The 21775-nt window shown below is 44.7% G+C and carries 16 protein-coding genes and 1 other annotated feature; of the genes, 6 read left to right on the top strand and 10 right to left on the bottom strand.

The window, feature by feature from the left end:
• Positions 1-45: 45 nt before the first annotated feature.
• The 8 genes from H2O73_RS04820 to trpL2 form a co-directional block, all read right to left on the bottom strand.
• Positions 46-1302 (bottom strand): dicarboxylate/amino acid:cation symporter, encoded by a 1257-nt coding sequence (locus tag H2O73_RS04820; protein ID WP_182107167.1) that lies wholly within the window; start codon positions 1300-1302, stop codon positions 46-48.
• Between the two features lie 320 nt (positions 1303-1622).
• The gene (trpA, locus tag H2O73_RS04815) at positions 1623-2429 is read right to left on the bottom strand and encodes a tryptophan synthase subunit alpha (RefSeq protein WP_182107165.1); all 807 of its coding nucleotides are present in this window, start codon (positions 2427-2429) and stop codon (positions 1623-1625) included.
• Positions 2429-3619, bottom strand: a complete 1191-nt coding sequence (trpB, locus tag H2O73_RS04810) for a tryptophan synthase subunit beta (RefSeq protein ID WP_182107163.1) — start codon at positions 3617-3619, stop codon at positions 2429-2431. The genes trpA and trpB overlap by 1 nt, the downstream gene beginning before the upstream one ends.
• A gap of 11 nt (positions 3620-3630) precedes the next feature.
• Positions 3631-5058: a bifunctional indole-3-glycerol-phosphate synthase TrpC/phosphoribosylanthranilate isomerase TrpF gene (gene trpCF / locus H2O73_RS04805; RefSeq protein WP_182107161.1), complete on the bottom strand. Its 1428-nt coding sequence runs from the start codon at positions 5056-5058 to the stop codon at positions 3631-3633.
• Positions 5059-5067: 9 nt separating this feature from the next.
• Positions 5068-6066 (bottom strand): anthranilate phosphoribosyltransferase, encoded by a 999-nt coding sequence (gene trpD / locus H2O73_RS04800; protein WP_182107159.1) that lies wholly within the window; start codon positions 6064-6066, stop codon positions 5068-5070.
• 10 nt (positions 6067-6076) lie between these two features.
• Entirely contained in the window at positions 6077-6667 is a 591-nt protein-coding gene (locus H2O73_RS04795) for an aminodeoxychorismate/anthranilate synthase component II (protein ID WP_182107157.1), read from the bottom strand.
• 13 nt (positions 6668-6680) lie between these two features.
• Positions 6681-8246: an anthranilate synthase component 1 gene (locus H2O73_RS04790; RefSeq protein ID WP_182107155.1), complete on the bottom strand. Its 1566-nt coding sequence runs from the start codon at positions 8244-8246 to the stop codon at positions 6681-6683.
• A gap of 129 nt (positions 8247-8375) precedes the next feature.
• Positions 8376-8491, bottom strand: a sequence feature (Trp leader region).
• Positions 8438-8563, bottom strand: a complete 126-nt coding sequence (gene trpL2 / locus H2O73_RS04785) for a tryptophan operon leader peptide (RefSeq protein ID WP_182107153.1) — start codon at positions 8561-8563, stop codon at positions 8438-8440. It overlaps the preceding feature by 54 nt.
• Positions 8564-8643: 80 nt before the next feature.
• On the opposite strand from trpL2, the gene rnm reads away from it, so the two are divergent.
• From rnm to H2O73_RS04755, 6 genes are all read left to right on the top strand, one after another.
• Positions 8644-9507 (top strand): RNase RNM, encoded by an 864-nt coding sequence (rnm, locus tag H2O73_RS04780; protein WP_182107151.1) that lies wholly within the window; start codon positions 8644-8646, stop codon positions 9505-9507.
• 22 nt (positions 9508-9529) lie between these two features.
• Positions 9530-10150 carry an L-threonylcarbamoyladenylate synthase gene (locus H2O73_RS04775; RefSeq protein WP_182107149.1) on the top strand — a complete coding sequence of 207 codons (621 nt, stop codon included), beginning with the start codon at positions 9530-9532 and terminating at the stop codon, positions 10148-10150.
• Positions 10151-10277: 127 nt separating this feature from the next.
• Positions 10278-11291 (top strand): 23S rRNA pseudouridine(2605) synthase RluB, encoded by a 1014-nt coding sequence (rluB, locus tag H2O73_RS04770; RefSeq protein WP_182107147.1) that lies wholly within the window; start codon positions 10278-10280, stop codon positions 11289-11291.
• A gap of 199 nt (positions 11292-11490) precedes the next feature.
• A complete protein-coding gene (locus H2O73_RS04765; RefSeq protein ID WP_182107145.1) occupies positions 11491-16902 on the top strand; it encodes a response regulator in 5412 nt (1803 codons plus the stop codon).
• Between the two features lie 13 nt (positions 16903-16915).
• Positions 16916-18013: an HD-GYP domain-containing protein gene (locus H2O73_RS04760; protein ID WP_182107143.1), complete on the top strand. Its 1098-nt coding sequence runs from the start codon at positions 16916-16918 to the stop codon at positions 18011-18013.
• Positions 18014-18038: 25 nt separating this feature from the next.
• Positions 18039-19568 (top strand): response regulator, encoded by a 1530-nt coding sequence (locus H2O73_RS04755; RefSeq protein ID WP_182107141.1) that lies wholly within the window; start codon positions 18039-18041, stop codon positions 19566-19568.
• An 84-nt stretch (positions 19569-19652) separates the two neighbouring features.
• Here the strand turns inward: H2O73_RS04755 and H2O73_RS04750 are convergent, their stop codons facing one another.
• Entirely contained in the window at positions 19653-20969 is a 1317-nt protein-coding gene (locus H2O73_RS04750; protein ID WP_182107139.1) for a GGDEF domain-containing protein, read from the bottom strand.
• A 240-nt stretch (positions 20970-21209) separates the two neighbouring features.
• Positions 21210-21749, bottom strand: a complete 540-nt coding sequence (locus H2O73_RS04745; RefSeq protein ID WP_182107137.1) for an isochorismatase family protein — start codon at positions 21747-21749, stop codon at positions 21210-21212.
• Positions 21750-21775: the final 26 nt, after the last annotated feature.

Raw genomic sequence — 21775 nt, 5'->3', positions numbered from 1 at the left:
CATTGTTAGGCGGATTTTTTTGTAGTGCGCTTTATTTAATAAGCATTAATTTGAGTTTTGTACTGTTTGTTCTTGCTCATTTTCGCCAATGATTGAATCAACGATAACTGCACATGCTGCATCACCGGTGATGTTAAGTGCAGTACGAATCATGTCAAAGATACGGTCTAAAGCAAACAATAGCGGTAGACCTTCGATCGGAATACCTGCTGCAAGAAGAACGGCAACCACAAGGAAAGAAGGACCTGGAACACCGGCTTGTCCAACTGCACCTAGCGTTGATGTAACGATGATAGCAATGTATGCCCCCATGCCTAGCTCGATGTTAAACAACTGAGCGAAGAAGATGGCGACCAATCCGTAGTAAATAGCATTACCCGACATATTGATGGTAGCGCCTAACGGCAATACAAAAGAAGCGGTAGAGTTACGTACTTTTAGCTCGTGCTCTACCGTGTCCATCGTTACAGGCAGCGTTGCCATTGATGATGCCGTAGACAGAGCAACCGCTTGAGGTTTTTTCATCGCGCTGATGAACTGCTTAGCTGATGTTTTGGTAAACAGGTGAATCATGGCTGGGTAAACCACAAAGCCGAAGATGAGAATAGCGGCGACATAAACCATGAATAGCTTGAATACGACCATCAACGCACCAAAACCGAAGGTGCCTACCGCTTCTGCCATCAAGCCAAATACACCGATAGGAGCAATGACCATCACCTTGTTTATCATCCATACCATGCTATCAACGATAGTATTTACACCGTTGATAATAGGGGTGCGACGTTCAACGTCTTGTTGAGAAAGTGCAATGCCGAAAAACAGGCAGAAAACCAGAATTTGAAGAATGTTTGCTTCGTTTAGTGATTGGAAAACGTTGGTTGGGATCATACCAGTGATGGTTGCCCAAAAAGTGGGTAGATCACCTTTAGAAGCGTACTCGGACGAAAACATGCCTTCAACGCCAGACACGTCGATACCGATTCCTGGTTGGAACACTTCGCCCATAATGAGGGCTAAAGCAACGGCGAGAGCAGAAGTTAGACCAAAGTAACCAAGAGTCACTGCGCCTACTTTGCCAGCCGCATGGCTATTACCTAGGCCTGCTGCGCCAGAAATTAGAGCAACTGCAACCAAAGGAATCACCAGCATTTTGATGAGATTAATAAAAATGGCACCAAGTGGTGCGAACATTACCGCATCTTGACCCATCATGGCACCAACGGCGGTACCAACGATCATTGCGATGACAACTTGAACCCCAATGTTTTTTAGTAAACCTTTTTCTTTTAACACTTCCATTACCTCTGTGCTACATAATAAAAAATCCTCAGTATTAACCACCATTCATAATTGGCATGATAGTTAATAATGTCGAATAAGTTTTTACACGTATTGTTTACATTTGGCAATGCTAATGCTTACAAAAACGCTTATTAAAATGTGGTTTTTATCAACATGGAGTGCGGTTTTGGAGATGGCAAACGTTTAGCTTGTAAGAAAATGAAAGATCGATTTCGTTGGTGAATGGTTTTTTATAAATGAAATAGAGGGGGATGTTGCAATTGTTAAATTAAGTTCGACTTGTGTTTTTGGCACAAATCGAACTTAGCTAATTGTGATTATTGCTGGGTAGCGGCTTTCATTGCTGAGACAAAACTATCGAGTTTTACCAACATTTGTTGTGGCTCAGATTGGTGTGTTTCAATGATTTTTACCACGGCAGAACCTGAAATGGCCCCGGCGGCTCCGGCATCGACTGCTTGCTTAACTTGTTCTGGAGCAGAAATACCAAAGCCAAGTAGTGCGGGTGGCGCATCAAACTGGTTTAATCGATCCAGCATATCGCTTACTGGCATATTCGCTTTGGTTTCTGCTCCTGTTACGCCTGCACGGGAAAGCAAATAGGTGTAGCCACTGCCCAGTTCTGCCACTGTTTTAAGAGTCTCATCACTCGCGGTAGGTGGCGCAATAAAGATAGGGTGAACGCCAAATTTTTCTGCGGCGGCAACAAACTCTGCACTCTCGTTGGTCGGAACATCAGCGATCAGTACTGAGTCGATTCCCGCTTCGGCACAACGTTGATAGAAGTTTTCAATCCCACCGGAAAAGACTAAGTTTGCGTACATCAATAATCCAATCGGAAGTTGTGGAAACTCAGCACGAATCTTACTAATCAATTCAAAGCAAATATCTGGCGTAGCGCCAGAGTTTAGTGCGCGGATGTTTGCCCCTTGAATGGTTGGACCGTCCGCTAGTGGGTCAGAAAAGGGCATGCCAAGTTCCAAGGCATCGGCTCCCGCAAGCACCAGTGTTCGCATGATCTGCAGTGACTGTTCTGGGTTAGGGTCGCACACAGTCACAAAAGGAACGAAGGCACCTTGGCTTTGTTTGCCTAAGCGGTCAAACATCTGTTGATAACGGTCCATTAAATCACTCCTTTTTGTTCAAGAATGTCGTGAACGGTAAAAATGTCTTTGTCACCACGACCGGATAGGTTAACCACCAAGAGTTGTTCTTGTTGTGGGTTTTCGCGTGCCATGCGTAGTGCATGAGCGAGCGCGTGGGCAGACTCTAGCGCAGGAATGATGCCTTCGCTGCGTGCAAGCTCTTGGAATGCCTCTAGTGCTTCATCGTCAGTTACGTTGTCATATTCGGCGCGACCGATGGCGTTTAAGTGAGCATGTTGTGGACCGACTGACGGGAAATCAAGTCCCGCCGAGACAGAGTATGATTCTTCAACTTGCCCATTTTCATCTTGCATCAGTGGTGCTTTCATTCCGAAGAAGATACCCGTCTTGCCATGTTTTAGCGGCGCACCATGTTGGTCTGTATCGATGCCTTTACCCGCAGGCTCAACACCAATTAGGCGGACGCTCTCTTCTTCGATGAAGTCTGCAAACATGCCAATCGCGTTTGAACCGCCACCAACACAAGCAATGACGGCGTCTGGTAGGCGACCTTCTCGGGATAAGATTTGGTTCTTCGTCTCTTCACCAATCATACGTTGGAAATCACGCACTATGGTTGGGAATGGGTGAGGACCTGCCGCTGTACCCAGCAAGTAATGCGCTGTTTCGTAGCTTCCAGACCAGTCACGCAGCGCTTCGTTACAGGCATCTTTTAATGTTGCAGAGCCCGAATGGACGGGAATGACCTCTGCGCCCATCAGTTTCATGCGAAACACGTTAGGGTTTTGACGCTCAACATCTTTCGCCCCCATATAAACGCGGCACTTGAGCCCAAGTAGCGCACATGCCAGTGCGGTTGCCACGCCATGCTGCCCTGCGCCCGTTTCGGCGATGATTTCGTGTTTGCCCATACGCTTTGCGAGCAGTGCTTGCCCCAACACTTGGTTGGTTTTGTGTGCACCACCGTGAAGCAGATCTTCGCGTTTGAGGTAGAGTTTGGTTTTTGTCCCTGCAGTGAGGTTACGTGTAAGTGTTAACGCAGTAGGACGACCCGCGTACTCTTGCAGAAGCGACATAAACTCGCTTCGAAATGCAGGGTCTTGCTGCGCATCAATAAACGCTTGCTCTAGCTGATCTAGCGCAGGCACCAAAATTTGCGGAACATACTGACCGCCATATTCACCAAAATAGGCATCTAACTTCGCCATTGCTTTCTTCCTTAATACTCTCTGATTGCCGCAAACGCTTGTTGCAACTTAACTAAATCTTTTTTACCTGGAGCGCTCTCTACGCCCGAGTTTAGGTCTAATCCTAAGCAACCGAGTTGACCAGCCTGCTGGGCATTATCTGCTGATAATCCGCCAGCTAGCATGACTTCTTCAGTACAGCCAATTAAAGACCAATCAAATACTTTTCCGGTGCCACCGCTTTGGTTACCAACTTGAGCATCCAACAGATGACGGTCGATGTTTCTGCTCAGGCGCATCACTTTTTGATTACTGACACCATAGGCTTTCCAAATTTGAATCTCTTTGGGGAGTTGGATACGCAATACATCAACATATTCTTGAGACTCACTGCCGTGTAGCTGAACCGCAGATAAATTCAAATGCGTCGCCACTTCAGCAACAATCTCGGCGGGATGATTTTGGAACACGCCCACGTATTGCAGCGGCGCGCCACTCATCACAATGCGCGCTTGTTCTTGGCTGACAAAGCGTTTTGATGCTTCTACAAAAATAAGGCCACCAAATACGGCACCTGACTGATACGCTTTTGCTGCATCATCTGGGTGGGTAAGTCCGCAGACTTTGTTTTGACCTAGCGTTACTTTGCGCACTGCTTGTTCTAGGTTGTCTTCCGCCATTAGTGAACTGCCTATCAAAAATCCATCGGCAAACTCTGACAACTCACGCACTTGTTGGTGGGTATAAATACCAGATTCTGAAATGATGATGGCTTGTGGAGCAAGTTGGCGCACGGTTGGTGCTAATTCTTTGGTGCGATTAAGGTCAGTGCTTAAGTCTCGTAGGTTACGGTTATTAATACCGATCACTTTCGCACCCAGTTTGACGGCGCGGTGTAATTCTTCCTCGTTGCTGATCTCAGTTAGGATACCCATATTAAGTGAATGAGCTACGTCCGCGAGCTGTTGATATTGTTCATCATTTAATACCGATAACATCAATAAAATTGCGTCAGCACTGTAGTGTCGCGCAAGGTAGACTTGATAGGTATCAACCATAAAGTCTTTGCATAGAATAGGCTGATGAGCATGGCGACGAACTTGCGGTAGAAAATCGAAACTGCCTTGGAAATACTTTTCGTCAGTGAGCACTGAAATCACATCAGCGTGGCTATCATAAGTGGAAGCGATGTAGTCGAGATCAAAGTCATCTCGGATCAAGCCTTTTGATGGTGACGCTTTTTTACATTCCAAGATAAACGCAGTTTTGCTGCCTGATAGGGCTTGGTAGAAATCACGGTCTGATGAGATTAGTGCTGACTCAAAGCTAGCCAAAGGTTGTGCTTGTTTACGCGCTTCAACCCATAAGTATTTATCACCAACAATTTTTGCCAACACTTCAGCCATTTGTGCTTCTTGCTTTGAAACATGTTGTGATAGATGGTCTTGTTGTTGTGTCATAACTGGCTCCTATCCGCGTGCCGCTAACTGTTCAACTAATTGAAATGCTTTACCTGAGTTCATCACTTTGATTGCCTGTTGAGTGTTGGCTTTTAAATCTTCATGTCCAAACAGACGCATCAAAAGGGCAACGTTTACGGCAACAGCGCCTAATTGAGCGTCGCTGCCACGACCAGTTAACAGGTTAGTTATAATGGCTTTGTTCTCTTGCGGGTCACCGCCTTTGATGGCTTCGAGTGGGAAGCGTTCGACACCAAAGTCTTCGGGTGACAAGGTGTATTCATGGATCTGACCATCGATGATTTCAGCCACCGTGGTGTCTCCGTGAATCGCGACTTCATCTAATCCGCTACCATGCACAACGGCAGCGCGCTTCATACCCATTTTTAGCATGGTTTCTGCAATAGGGCGCACCAGTTCTTCACTATAAACCCCCATTAGCTCGATGTTAGGGCGAGCAGGGTTGATCAGGGGACCAAGAATATTAAAGATGGTGCGCGTTTTCATGGTTTGGCGAACTGGCATCGCATGGCGAACGCCACCGTGATATTGCGGCGCGAATAGGAAAGCGACCCCTAAATCATCAACTGCTTTGCGAGTATCATCAGCACTCATGGCGAGATTAATTCCGAATGAATCAAGCAGATCAGATGAGCCTGATTTGCTTGATACGCTACGGTTGCCATGCTTGGCCACTTTTAAGCCACATGCGGCAGCGACAAAAGCGGCAGTGGTAGAAATATTAATGGTGTCATGCCCATCACCACCAGTGCCGACGATATCGGCAAAGTCATACTCTGGGCGAGGGAATGGGTTTGCGTTATCGAGTAGTGCTTTTGCCGCACCGGCGATTTCAGCGGGTGTTTCACCTTTAATTTTTAGGGCTGTCAGTGCTGACGCCATCAAGATTGGGTCTAACTCACCACGGATAATAATATCGAAAAGCTGCTGGCTTTCTTGCTCAGTCAGCGATTCCTGGTCGTAAAGCTTATTAATGATCTGTTCCATGATCGTCTCCTTATCCTTTTGCTCGCTCTAGCGCCCATTCAATGGCATTGGCGAGTAATGTCGCTCCATAAGTGGTCATGATTGACTCTGGGTGGAATTGGAAACCACACACTTTGTCTTGCTCTTGCACGACAGACATGACTAAACCATCAACTTCTGCGGTAATCGTTAACTCCTTTGACACATGCGTTGCGACTAAAGAGTGATAGCGTGCAATTGCCAAGGGTGACGGTAGGCTGTTATAGATTGCGTGGTTCTGATGCTCCATCATTGATACCTTACCATGCACAATTTCACCCGCTCCGGCAACCTTTCCACCATAAGCCTCTACAATTGCTTGATGACCTAAACAGATGCCGATCATTGGGACTTTGCCTTTCAAGCGTTGAATCAGCTCTGGCATGCAGCCTGCGTCGGCAGGAGCTCCAGGTCCCGGAGATAAGAGTACAACAGGGTTTGCAAGGTCCAATACGGCTTTTTCAATGACCTGAGCGGCGATGTGATTACGATAGATCGTGACCTGGTGACCAAGCGAGCGAAACTGGTCAACTAAGTTGTAAGTAAACGAGTCAAAGTTGTCGATAAATACGATATTTGCCATCTGAGTTACTCCTTTAACTGCGTTGGTGTGCAACTTGAATTGCAGAAATAACCGCTTGGGCTTTACCGCGAGTTTCATCCGCTTCAGATTGTGGGTCAGAATCGAATACGACGCCCGCACCAGCTTGAACTTGGGCTATCCCGCCTTCGACGTAAGCAGAGCGAATAACAATACAGGTATCTAAGGTGCCTTCACCTGTTAGGTAGCCAACGGCACCGCCATAACTGCCACGGCGCGCTTGCTCAACATCACGAATCAACTGCATGGCACGAATTTTTGGTGCACCGGTTAAAGTACCCATATTCATGCAGGCTTGGTAAGCGTGCAGCGCATCCAAATCTTCGCGAAGTTGACCAACCACACGTGAGACTAAATGCATCACGTGGCTGTAACGGTCTACTTTTAATAGGTCTGCTACATGGCGAGTACCGGCTTGAGCAATACGCGCCACGTCGTTACGAGCAAGGTCGACTAACATCATGTGTTCAGCATTCTCTTTGCCGTCAGTACGCAGCTCCAGCTCAATGCGGCTGTCTAAATCAAAATCAATCTCACCATTTGCTCGCTTGCCACGGCGTCGCGTTCCGGCTATTGGGTAGATTTCAACTTGGTTATTACTGGTTTCATATTTCAATGCGCTTTCAGGAGAGGCGCCAAACAGGGTAAAAAGCTCGTCTTGCATGTAGAACATGTAAGGGCTGGGGTTGCTTTGTTTTAACTGTTTATAAGCGGCGAGTGGGGACGGGCAAGGTAGAGTAAAGCGACGAGAAGGAACGACTTGGAACACGTCGCCTTGAACAACAAAACGCTTTAAATCACGTACCGTTTGGCAAAAGTCTGCGTCTGATACGCTTGCGACTGGCGCTAAATTATCCACTTTTTCTGCCGCAGGTAGCGGTTTTGGTTCTGAGCATGCCTGTGCAATTTCGACCAGTCTTTTCTCTATGGTTGCCGCACTGCTTTGTGCATCAAAACGGGTAGCTTGCAGTTGGCAACTTTGCGTTTGGTGGTCAACCACCAATAGAGTCTCCGCGACATAAAACACATAGTCAGGGCATTGGTTCGTGGCTTTGGCTTCGCCTAGTGGCTCAAAGTTAGCGACTAAATCATAGGCAAACAGCCCGCCAAGAAACAAAGCGTGCTTATCTTGATGGCGTAGGTCAAAACTGTGCTGAATAAGACGAAGTGCGTCAAAAGATGAGGCTTCGCGCAGTCGTGAATCTTCGTCCAACGTGTTACACGGTTCAGTAAAGTTCAGCGTTAAGCTGTCAGCTTGATGTTCAAATTTAATAGCGGAGTTGATGTTGTGCTTAACGTGGCTCAGCAGCGCTTTGCCGTTGTCTGTCAGAGCTGTCATCGTCACTTGATGGCGATAACAAACGATGCGTACAGCGGAATCGACAATCAATAAGCTTTTTAAATTTTGCTTAGAATCGATCTCGGCAGATTCGAGTAACAAACTATCGGTTTTATTTTCACACAAGGTATGAAACAAACGAGTGGGATCGGCTGAGTATGGCACTTCAGTCTGAATGACATCCACTTTTGCTAGCTTGTTGATTGTAATGGTCTTGTTCACAAGACCTCCTTATTAAAAAATTGTATTACTTCCTGTTACACAGTCTCGCATAAAGCAAACGTTGACCCAAACTTAGTCGGGGGTGATTCGTTTAATCCTTAAACAGTTAAGTGTGAGATGCGCAACAAAAACAAAAAGCCCGCTGAGTTAGCGGGCCTTGTGATTTAGATGTTTATCGTTGTGTCGATAAATTAAAAGTACACGTTAGCCCACCAAGAACTTGTCCAAGTGCGCCACCAAGCTAGCTCTGACATCTCACGCTCAGGTGAGATCAAAGTCACTTTTGCTTTCTGCTTTTGGTTAAATTCTTGTAACATAGCGTGTCTTACGAATTAGTTTGTAATTGCGTACTAGTTAACTAGTATTTTTATTTACTGTCAACCCTTAAGAATTAAATATGCGAATTGATTTACACAGCCACACTACGTCTTCAGATGGTAGGCTTAGTCCAGAAGAGCTGGTTGATCGTGCAGTAAGTTTTGATCTCGATGTTTTAGCGATTACCGATCACGATACTGTTGATGCTTTAGCCACTGCGAAACAATATGTGGCGGAGAGCAATCTAAAGCTACAAATCATCGATGGCATTGAAGTGTCAACGGTATGGGAAAATAAAGATATCCATATTGTTGGTTTGAATATTGATACGCAAAATCCCGCTCTGCAAAGCCTTATCTTAGAACAGCAACAACGCCGAGAAGTGCGCGCCGAACTGATAGCGAGTCGTTTAGAGAAAGCGACCCGAGAAGGTGTTTTTGCTGAAGTAAGCCAAATAGCCAATGGTGCACCGATCACTCGTGCCCACTTTGCTGCTTGGCTAGTTGAAAATGGTTACGCGAAAACCATGCAGTTAGTGTTTAAGAAGTACCTCACCCGTAATAATCCCGGTTATGTACCTCCAAACTGGTGCACCATGAGTGAAGCCGTTGCCGCTATTCATGCTGCGGGCGGACAGGCGGTGTTGGCTCATCCAGCGCGATATAACTTGACCGCTAAGTGGATTAAGCGCTTAATCTCAGCGTTTGTTGAGGCTGGTGGTGACGCAATGGAAGTGGCACAACCACAGCAAGCGCAACAAGAAAGACGCAACTTGGCGGATTATGCTATACAATACAAACTATTAGCGTCCCAAGGTAGCGACTTCCATTATCCATCTCCGTGGATGGAATTGGGACGAAACCTCTGGTTGCCATCCGGCGTAGAACCAGTATGGAAAGATTGGGGTATCGAGCCTTCACATAGCGATACGCCAGAGAGCTAAGCTCTATTAATGAGGAATTACCATGAGCCAGTTTTTTTATGTGCATCCTGAAAACCCACAGGCTCGCTTGATTAACCAAGCGGTAGCAATCATTCGTAATGGGGGTGTGGTGGTTTATCCTACTGACTCTGGTTACGCACTTGGCTGCCAACTCGAAAACAAGCAAGCGCTTGAGCGTATTTGTCAAATTCGTCGTTTGAATGAGAAACACAATTTCACACTGCTTTGCCGTGATTTGTCTGAAATCTCACTTTACGCTCGCGTTGATAACGTCGCATTTCGCTTACTAAAAAATAATACACCGGGTCCTTACACCTTCATTTTTAAAGGAACTAAGGAAGTACCACGCCGTCTAATGAATGCTAAGCGCAAAACCATCGGTATTCGTATACCTGATAACCGTATTGCACTAGATTTATTGGAAGCGCTTGGTGAACCACTTATGTCGACATCGTTGATATTGCCAGGTAATGACTTTACCGAGTCTGACCCTGAAGATATTCGTGATAAACTAGAGCATGCGGTTGATGTAATCCTAAATGGTGGTTACTTAGGCGAGCAGCCAACAACAGTGGTCGACTTTAGCGAAGATGAACCTCAAATTGCACGTATTGGCTCGGGTGATCCTGCGCCGTTTGAGTAGTAAAAATCCTGCTATAATTTGGCTGAAATTTGGTGATTTCAGCCAAGGTGTTTGATATATTACGCGACCGCGAAATTAGGTCGCTTATTTCATTCGACGTCTGAGAAGACGACACATAGGTAGATAGATGAACGAAAAACTTCAGAAAATATTGGCACGTGCTGGGCACGGCTCTCGACGCGAATTAGAAGCGTTGATTAAAGCTGGTCGAGTAAGTGTGGGCGGTATGGTTGCTAAGCTAGGCGAACGCCTAGAAGACGACAGCGCTATCGTTCGTATTGATGGACATGTTGTTTCGGTAAAAGCTTCGGAAGAAGTAGTTTGTCGCGTACTGGCATATTACAAGCCAGAAGGTGAACTTTGTACTCGTCACGATCCTGAAGGTCGTCGCACAGTATTTGATCGTCTGCCAAAAATCCGCGGTTCACGTTGGATTTCTGTTGGTCGTCTGGATGCTAACACATCTGGTCTTCTACTATTTACGACAGATGGTGAGCTTGCTAACCGTCTAATGCACCCAAGCCGCCAAGTTGAGCGTGAATACCTTGTACGTGTATTTGGTGAAGTAAATGAGCAGAAAGTTAAGAATCTTGTTCGCGGTGTTGAACTAGAAGATGGCATGGCGCGTTTTGAAGATGTTGTTTACGCAGGTGGTGAAGGTATGAACCATACTTTCTACGTCGCGATCAACGAAGGTCGTAACCGTGAAGTTCGTCGTTTGTGGGAATCACAAGAGACAACGGTTAGCCGTCTAAAACGTGTTCGTTATGGTGACATCTACCTAGATAAAAAATTGCCTCGCGGCGGTTGGATGGAGCTAACGCTAAAAGACGTGAACTACTTACGTGAATTAGTTGAACTGCGTCCTGAGCGTGAAACCATGCTTGATGAAAGTAAAGATGCAACTTCTCGTAAACGTGAACGTTCGCGTAGCCAGAAGATTCGTCGTGCGGTTAAGCGTCACGAAGAGCGTGTAAGCACGCCAAAAGGTCGCAGCAATAACCCTTCACGCCGTAAGCCAAAGGCAGCGGATGCGACAAACCCACGCAGCAAGCCAAAGAGTGGTGCTGGTGCTCCAGGTTCTCGCAACAAGCAAAATAGCGGTGGTACGCCGAGTACACGCAACAAAAAACAACGTTAGTCAAACGATTACGCAGACAAATTAAAAAGCAGCCAAATGGCTGCTTTTTTTATTTCTATAATGTGGACGCATCCTCGTTATCAAAAAATAAGTGCATACCGAGTACACATTATGTAAATCAATGCTATGAAACCACTTGATGAAATAACCTGCATATTCTACGTTTTTTTGTGATGGCGGTTATTTATAGGTGCGTATAATGATGTGGTTTGTGCGAGGCGCAGTGAGAAAGTCGCCGTTAAAAATATCAACCAAATGTTTGATGTTTTTATTATTTGGGTTGTTTGCGATTTCTCGTGTTGGTAGTGCGACTGAGTTTGATGGTATTCCTGCTTCCTTAGGTGGCGACCTGACGCAAGCTCAAGTACAAAACATGGTTGTTGAACTGAAATACTTAGATGAAGTACTCACTTCTTCTATCTTAAGCCACGTTTTTTCAGGTGATGATAAATGGCTCGACCGCTATTTAGATTACGAGCCAAGACTAACAGAACTCATAAATGCATTGCTTGCTAGCCAGGCAGAAAGTGACCTTCAGATTGTTAGTGAACTAGAGGCAGCGCGTTTTGAGTTAGTAGGGCTTGAAATGCAAGCGATAGACTTGGTGAAAGTAGGGCTACGCAATGAAGCCATGCTGCTGATCAATCATCAAGAGTACCATGCGTATAAAGAGCTATATATGCAAGTACTACTCACACTAGCTCAGCGAATAGAACAGCGAATAGAAACGAGTAGCCAACGAAGCTTGTTGAGTTTATCTGATCGTGAAGAGCAATGGATTAAAAACAATGTTGTTAAGGTTGGAATAGAAAACTGGCCACCGATGTTGTACACCGACAGTGACGGAGAGTTGGCCGGACTTTCCGGCGATATTGTAAGCCAAATCGCGCAAGATTCTGGGTTGCAGTTTGAGTTCGTGCAAGGGGAGTGGAGTGCACTGTTATCCGCTTTTAAAAAGGGAGAGATAGATCTATTACCTCATGCATACAAAAGTGAAGTACGTAAACGTTACGGGCAATTCACCACACCCTACTTTCTCGTTCGAGAGCTTTACTTTGTTCAACAGCGTGACCAACATTTGAAGCGAGTTTCCGACCTTGCCAACGCCACGATTGCGATCTCATCTGGGTATGCAACCATTGAAAAAGTGAAAGATCTCTATCCCAATATTAAAGTGCTTGAGACCTCGGGTATCGATGAAGCGATTAATGCCGTACTGAATGGCCGTGCTGATGCGGTATTGGATGCAGAAACGGTAGTGCTAAATTGGCTTGATAAAAACAACATTACTGGTCTGCGTGCGATTGATGAGGATGTTGTTTCGCCATCCGCATTGCACTTATGGTCGCACAATCAATCGCCACTGCTGCACTCTATTCTTCAAAAAGGGTTAGATTCACTTGATCTGCGAGAAGTGATTTTGACCAAGAATGACTGGTATCAGACTCATAGCGCAATAGCGACTGATATTGATGGCGTAAACTTGGTCGACTCATTGCGATATGTTATCGCCGCAGCGGTGATCCTTACTCTCATCTTGATGGTTCTTATTTCCCGTGTCTTTAAGGTGAGTGATAAAGAGTTAGCTAAGAAATTTGGTAGCAAGAGCTTCAAGCGTTCCATTATGGTGGTGCAGATCGTTTTGTGCGCCGCATTGATCACCACCGTTTTGATAGTGACTCGTCATGCGGAAAGACAAAGCGTTGAATCAATAAACCACAGTTTATCGACAGTTCTGGCATCAGCACATAAGCGAATTGTTGGCTGGGTTGATATTGAGCTGGAAAGTCTAGGGCAGTTAGGGCGTAATCCACAGTTAGTGGACTTAGTCGACAAACTACTCAACGTAGAACGAACGCCTGATGCGTTGATTAATTCTCCGCTACAGCAGCAAATTAGGCAGTTTATTGAAGGTCGTACCGGCATTTCTGGCTCATTTGGCTATTTTATTATTTCCCCCGATAACATCAGTTTGTCCTCTCGGCGAGATACCAATATTGGTTCGGTCAATTTAATTGAGTTACAGCGCCCCGATTTAATGGCGGCGGCATTGGATGGGAAAGGGGTATTTATCCCTCCGATCAAATCAGATATCACTCTCAATGAAACCGACGATGAGTTGAATCCACCCACGATGTTTTTCGCCGTCCCTGTCATCAATGCGAATGGTGACACTATTGCCGTATTAACTAAGCGGGTTAACTTCCAGGGGGTCTTCTCCTCCATTTTATCGGCTGGGTTTATTGGTAAAAGTGGTGAAACATACGCAGTCGATCGTTCGGGTTTGCTTCTGTCGAATGTGCGATTTGAAGACCAGTTAAAACAAATTGGTTTGATTGACAGTCAACAGCATTCGTCACTGAATATTCGTGTGGCAGACCCTGGTGTCGATTTGTTTTCTGAGCCTAAGAAAGCTGATGCTAATTGGTCATTAACTCGAATGGCGCAAAGCATTAGTGAAAAAACGTCTGGTAGAGATTTGGTCGGTTATAACGACTACCGCGGTATCCCTGTCGTTGGTAATTGGATCTGGGATGACGATCTTAATCTTGGTGTTACAGCTGAAATGGATGTAGCGGAGGCATTCGCGCTACTTAGCACGTTTAAGTTAACAGTTTGGTCAATTCTAGCAATAGCCTTGGTGCTGATGCTAGGAACGAGCATATTCACTCTACGAGTAGGCACGCGTGCAACCAGCGGTTTAGCGCGTAATCAAGTGGAGTTAGAGCGGCAAGTTAAACAGCGTACTATCGAATTGCAGATCAACGCTCAACGAACTCGCACCATCATCGACAATGCATCAGATGGAATTGTGGTCGTGAATAGCGACGGTGTCATCGTAGAGTTCAGCCCAGCAGCGGAAGAGATATTCAATTACAGTGCAAGTGAAATTTTAAAGCACTCAACCCCAATCAATTGCTTGATCGATAGACCCTATCATACGGTTTACCTAGAGCATGCCGATAAAGATGACTCGAACCAAAATCTATTGATGGAATTTACCGGCTACAAAAAATCAGGCGGAAAAATAGATCTAGAAATCGCGATTAGTGAAGCCATTCTTGATGGGGAGCATCTGTTCACTGGTATCGTACGAGATGCGACGGAGCGAAAAGAAGCTGAGCGCGAGTTAATGTTAGCGAAGCAAAAGGCCGAAGAAGCGACACAAGCGAAGAGTGATTTTCTTGCCAACATGAGCCATGAAATCCGTACACCAATGAACGCCATCATCGGCATGAGCTACTTGGCAATGCAGACCGACCTCAATAAGAAGCAAGCGGACTATATAAGCAAGATTCAAATCTCAGCAGAATCGCTGCTCGGGATTATTAATGACATTCTTGATTTCTCTAAGATTGAAGCCGGTAAGTTGGATTTGGAACAGACAGAATTTAATTTGCAAGGTTCGATAGATCATCTTGTGCAAGTTGTGTCTCAACGATGTCAAGAGAAGGGTTTAGAACTCTTGGTTGATCTTGACCCTCAATTGCCGATTCACCTTATTGGTGACCCCTTAAGGCTGGGGCAAGTGCTGTTAAACCTGAGCAATAATGCGATTAAGTTTACTGACCAAGGTGAAATCATCGTTAAGGCTGAATTGAAGCAGGTAGTAGGAGAGGAGGTTTTAGTTCAATTCTCAGTTACAGATACAGGAATAGGCATGACTGGAGAACAAATTTCACGCCTATTCCAATCATTTAGCCAAGCTGACGCTTCTACGACGCGTAAATATGGTGGTACAGGTCTGGGTCTAACGATCAGTAAAACCTTGGCAGAGATGATGAAGGGGTCTATTTGGGTTGAGAGTGAGAGAGGAAAAGGCAGTACGTTTTTCTTTTCTGCCAAGTTTGGACTTTCTAGCAACATTCAGCGACAGAGTTTGGATGCCGCAACACGTTTAGAAAATGTGTCAGTGTTGATAGTGGATGATAGCGTTGCTGCCCGTGAGATTTTGCTGAATCTGTGTCAGAGCCTTGGTTTTAAAGCTGACCTTGCTTCATCTGGTGCTGAGGCGCTGGAAAAAATCATCTCGGCTCAACAGACTAGCCAGCCGTTCGATGTGATTCTTGCCGATTGGAAAATGCCGAATATGGACGGTTTGGAGCTCGGAAGACAAATCACTCAATTGCCACAAATCTCGACCCCACCGTACTTTGTCATGGTAACCGCGTACGACAAAGATGAAATGCATGAACATTTGAATGGCTTGAAGTTAGACGCCTCTCTGACTAAACCTGTGAGTTCGTCGACCTTACTTGATACATTGCTGAGTGTGATGAGAAAAGAAGGTGGTAGCACGGAACCGCAAGCTTTTTCAAACAAAATTGACCTCTCTATTGCTCAAGGTATCGCAGGGGCTCGGGTGTTATTGGTAGAAGATAATGCGATTAACCAACAAATAGCGATTGAGCTTTTAGAGCTTACGGGTTTAGACGTTGTCACCGCAAATAACGGTCAAGAAGCCGTTGATAAAGTGGCGACTGATTCATTTGATTTAGTGTTGATGGATATTCAAATGCCTGTGATGGACGGCTATCAAGCCTGTCGGGTCATTAGAGAATCAGGTAAGTACGATCAACTGCCTATTGTTGCTATGACAGCAAATGCGATGTCAGGCGATAGAGAAAAGTGCCTAGCTGCCGGGATGAATGACCACCTCTCAAAGCCTATTAATCCAAACCAAGTGTTTCAAACGTTAACAAAGTGGATTAAGCCTACGGGTCACTTTGCCCCAGAGGTAGTGCAGGACGATTTACAACAAGCATTTGAAATAGAGGATTTTGATACAGAAAATGCGCTAGCACGGATGGCTGGAAATGTGAAAGCCTACAAAAAGGCGCTAGCGAATGTGGTTCAAAGTGAGAGTGATATCGTCGCACGAGTCAATGAAGCAATAGAGGCTCAGCAAATTGAGTCAGCGGTCATTGCGGTGCATTCGCTAAAAGGTATTGCGGGCAATATAGGCGCTAATTATCTCGTCGCTCCTACAGAAGCGTTGGAGCATAGCCTCGCAGAGCAGCAATCTCAAAGCCGTTGTGAATTAAGTACGGTTGAGAGACAGATGTTAGAGGATGTAGGGCAGTTAGTCGAAAAAATGGTTTTGGCAATATCAGTGGCATTAGAGCGTAGTCGTGATCCGGTTACGCAGAGCAAACCAGAGTTTGACCGCAATAAATTCCAACAACTCGCCCGCCAGATCCATCAACAGTTAGATGACTTTGATAGCGCAGCCGTGGACACGTTTGATGAACTATTGGCAAACGCGGGCTCTAATCTTGATCAATCGCTAGTGAATAAAATCTTAAATGCATTAGCAAACTATGATTTTGAAGCCGCCATCCCCTTGATTGAAGAACTGACACTTTCAATCGATTTAGAGAGTACAGAACCAGAGAGCGTACTTTCATACAGTGAGTTATTGGCTGACATAGAAGGAAAAATTGAATTGTTTGATTCTACGGTGATTGATGTATTAGACGATGCGTTGGAGTCAAACTTTTCTGATGAACTGAAGCAACAACTAAACCGGCTTAGAGAGCCGTTAAGTAGTTATGATTTTGAAACCGGGGCGCAATTGATTGAACAGTTGAAGCGAGAAACTAACGCCTAAAAGAGAGTGAAATATGGATAATAACAACAAGGCAACCATATTGGCAGTGGATGACACGCCAACAAATATTGAAGTCGTAAAAGGCGTTTTGGCTGAGGACTACCTAGTTCAAGCGGCGTTGAATGCAACGGTTGCTTTCAAGATTATTGAGAAGAGAAAGCCAGATCTGATATTGCTCGACATTATGATGCCAGATATTGATGGTTACCAAGTCTGCAAACAGCTAAAAGCTTGTGCTGAAACGCGAGATATTCCGGTTATTTTTCTGACCGCTAAATCTCAAGAAGTGGATGAAACCAAAGGCTTGGCGCTAGGGGCGGTAGATTACATCACCAAACCCATAAGTCCTGCCATTTTAAAAGAACGAGTTAAAAATCACTTACTTCTTAAAGCATCAAAAGACCAGCTTTTTCAGCAAAATGAGATGTTAGAAAAGAAGGTATTGGAACGTACCCAGCGACTTAATGACTTGCAAGATGTTGTCATGGTTGCAATGGGGGCGCTGGCAGAGTCACGCGACCCTGAAACAGGAAACCACATAAGACGTACGCAGAAATATGTTGAGACACTCGCGCGTGAACTTGCTTTGCTAGATAAATATCAAGCGTATCTACAGCCTAGCGTGATTAGCGCTATGGCAAAATCCGCACCTTTGCATGATATTGGCAAGGTCGGCATTGCTGATTGTATATTGCTTAAGCCTGGCAGCTTAACTCACGATGAGTTTGAAGAAATGAAGAATCACGCAGTATATGGCTATGATGCGATTTGTGCTGCTGAAGGGTCATTACATTATGCGGACAACTTTCTGGTCTTTGCTAAGGAAATTGCCTATTCACACCATGAAAAGTGGGATGGCTCTGGGTATCCACAAGGGCTGAGTGGTGAGGATATTCCGTTATCGGCACGAATTATGGCGATAGCGGACGTCTACGATGCCCTGATTTCTGAGAGAGTATACAAACCAGCATTTAGTCATGAAACATCTGTCGGAATGATTTGGGAGGGCAGAGGTAGCCATTTTGACCCTATATTGGTGGATGTGTTTATCGCCAATGCGGATAAATTTAGAGATATAGCAGAAACTTACCGGGATGTATTAAGCGATTAGCATTAACCGCATAAGGGAACTAGGGATGGAAAACTTTAAGCGAGTAAATTATGACTCTCCATATAAAGGAATGTCAGTACTTATAGTGGATGATTTTGAAGCGATTACGCGAACGCTATGCAGTGCTTTTGAACAGCTTGGATTTCAAACTATATATCAAGCCAAAGATGGTAACGAAGCGGTACAGTGCTTAGGGCGTAAAGCTGTTGATATCATCATTTCAGATTGGAAGATGCCAAAAATGGATGGTTTGGCGTTATTGAAGCATGTACGTGAGTCAAAATCGCATAAAAATGTGCCATTTATTATGTTGACTGGCAATCTCCAGCAGAGTGATGTGGTTGAAGCAATAGAGGCTGGGGTTTCTGAATATTTAGTTAAGCCTTTTTCAAGAGTGACATTGGGAGAGAGGGTACATAAAGCTTTTTTTTCACCTATTCGCGCTAATGGTATCCAACGTAATCAAGATAAATCCGAACAAGTAGACAAAGACCGACCGAGAACTATTTTGGTGGTTGATGATGAACCATCAAATTTGCAGGTTTTGGGCGAGTTACTTAAACCGACCTATAAGATCCGAGTTTGCCGTAGTGGTCAGCAAGCGTTGGATATTTGTGCGAAAACAGACAAGCCTGATTTGATCCTTTTGGATATTATGATGCCAGAGATGGATGGTCTTGATGTTTGTCGTGCACTGAAATCGGACCCTGACACTGAGTTTATTCCCATCATTTTTGTATCGGCGTTGTCACAAACGGATGATGTTGTTAAAGGCTTGAAGCTTGGTGCGGTTGATTACATCCAAAAGCCAGTGATTCCAGAAATTGTATTAGCCCGTGTTGAAACACATATAAATTCGGTGATTCAAAGAGAGAAATTAACAGAGCAAATTGACCATCTTTGCCAATCCTCTCGCCATCGAGATGAAGCAGAGCATACCTTCTTCCATGATTTTCGTAATCCATTGACTGCCTTACATACAACCTTGGTAGACCTAGTGAATGACTCGCCGCAGTTAAAAGTTCTAGAAGATAGCGCCGCGACACTGACCGATATGATCGATAATTACGCCGTTTTAATAGCATTAGATAAGGGGAATTACTCGCGAACGCTTGGTCCTGTTGTTTTAGACGATACGCTAAAACAAGTTATTGTGAGCTTTCAAGCTAAGGCAAAGCAAAAGAGTATTGAGTTTAAAACGGATGTGGATCCAACACATACGTTCCTTGGGGATGAATTACTGAGTTATAGAATGTTTTGCAATTTGTTGAGCAATGCTTTGGAGGCGGCTCCTGATAAATCCAGCATATCGATAACATCCTACCAAGAAGAAGCTCAGTTGATAGTGACGTTACATAATCAAGGGCAAGTGCCTATCGAGCTTCGTGAACACTTTTTCGACAAGTTTGTTAGTTCAAGTAAAGAGTCGGGTAGAGGGGTTGGTACGTATTCTGCCAAGCTGTGTGTCGAAGCTCAGCAAGGAACAATTCAACTGGATGCCACTGATAGTGGCACCACGCTAAGGTTGACTATGAAGAGTGCTGATTCGGCATGAACGACCACATGTGGTCGTTGCTAAAAGTGTAACGCCATTGGTTAAGCACCATACATCTTGACTCAAACTGGTTTAAAGCTGCGTTTATATCGTCTCATCTAGAATGGTTACTTGGTTGCGACCATTTTCTTTTGATTGGTATAACGCGGCATCAGCGATACGGTAGGCGTCAGCGAAATCCCCTTGGCTTAAATGAACCCCACCAATCGATATTGTTACGTTTAATTCTGATACGGATTCTTTTGCAACATGCGCTCGGATTGATTCGGCTTTTTCTCGCAACATCGCTTCGCTCATGTTGTTGAATAATAGTAAGAATTCTTCACCTCCCCAACGAATAGCCATATCGCTTGTTCTTATTTGGCTCGCAATACGATGAGTCACTTCAGTGATCACATCGTCGCCTTTTTTGTGCCCATAAGTGTCGTTAATGGCTTTGAAAAAGTCGATGTCGATGATGAGCATCGAAAAAGTATGGAGTTTTTTCAGCCTTGGTTCAAAAAAGTCTCGGCGATAAAATCCGGTCATTTTGTCTTGGTAGAAGCTGTGCTGTCTTTGCTTAATCAGAACCATCAGCATGTGTGAAAATAGTGCGATCAATACCGATGGTAGCAATATTCGCTCTAAGATTTGCCATGCACCAAAACCAACATAAATGGGTTCTGCATCTGTACATGAAATCATGACGGGTTGACGGTAGGCGAGCCAATGGGGTGCTGCGTCAGCCACGGTAAAATGGTCTTGATTGAAGCGTCTGATTTTTGCATCAACTAAACTGTTTTTTAAATCGATTGCCAGCAACGCATCCAGCTTGCGATCGTTGTATACAGGGTAGTAAACCGTACGTATTCGCTGGTTCGAACCCTGTTCTGTGTAGGGTTCAGACAGCTTGATGTTACAGCCGTAGAACTGATCAAAGGTATTTTCCAAGCGCTCAAGGTTAACGATTCGTGTCATAACATCGTTGATTTTATATTCACGATATCGCTCAGCGTATTCTTTACGAAGAGGGTCAAAATGGCCATAGGTCGAAGGGTGTTCGAAAATTGCAACAGTCCAAATGTGGTTTGGTGCGACGGTTTCGAGTTGAGAGCGAAGCTTGTTAACCCCTGTCGAGAGTATCTTAACGTCGGAATCTTGAGAGACCATAATACTTACACCATTATTTTCGTACGTTCCTTTGGTTAGGCGCGTACTATCGGTATTGTTGTAATACTGCGCAAAACGGCGGCTAATGGAGTAAATTTGATTAAAATCAGTGATGATTGACTGAGATAGTTGTTTGATAAGGGCTGCATTATAAATTGAATATGACGAGCCAACGATCAACAGGGTCACTGTTAATAGTTTAATGATAGGCAGGAAATGGTGACTGTATATGCGAGTGAGGCTCTTATTCATTAGTATTCATAGTCAAAGTACGAAGCAGAAGTGTAGTTCTGAATGACAATTGTTCAATTGCACTCATTTGTAGTGACGGCTAAATATTTTTATTGTTCGGTTTAACATGAATCAGATAATGCCTCGAACGCGACTAAGAAAGTGAATGTGGTGACGTCTATAGCCGCCCTTTGAGTTGGGTAACATCATTTCACCACAACGAAATTTTGAATGTTAGACAATATCTTAGTGCTAAGTGACCTACTTAATCAAACTTAAAATGAGTTTAAATTCTGGGGCTCGACAGTCTTTCACCAATTCGTATAAACACATCTCTAATCCGGTTAATTTTACTCGTTCATTACAGAACTTATTTAGAGCCAGTTGTTTGTTGTTGATGTCTCGGGATGAGACGCAATCGCTAACAACATGTACATCAAAGTTCAAATTTGCTAAATGTGTGGCGGTTTGATACACACAAATATGAGCTTCAATGCCACACACCAGCCAAGAGTGCTTTTGTGCTTCGTTAAGGGCATGCTTGAAATTGGGTTCATTGCACCCGTCAAAGGTGTATTTTTCTACCGGAGACTGCTCTCCCATCAGCTCAGCAACACTGTCGACGGTCTTCCCCAGTTTTTCTGGATTTTGTTCAAGCCAAATTATTGGTAGTCCAAGAGCTTTAGCTCCTTGGATCAACTTGGTGCAATTTTCGATAAGTGCTTCACTCTCATCAACGATACTAGCGAGCTTGCCTTGTATATCGACCACGATTAAGCCTGTATCTTCCTTGTTAAGCATTTTGCTTCTCCTGTCTGCGTATTTTA

It is taken from the genome of Vibrio marinisediminis (assembly GCF_014050145.1).
Lineage (GTDB): Bacteria > Pseudomonadota > Gammaproteobacteria > Enterobacterales > Vibrionaceae > Vibrio > Vibrio marinisediminis.
This window is presented reverse-complemented; position numbering and strand designations above follow the sequence as displayed.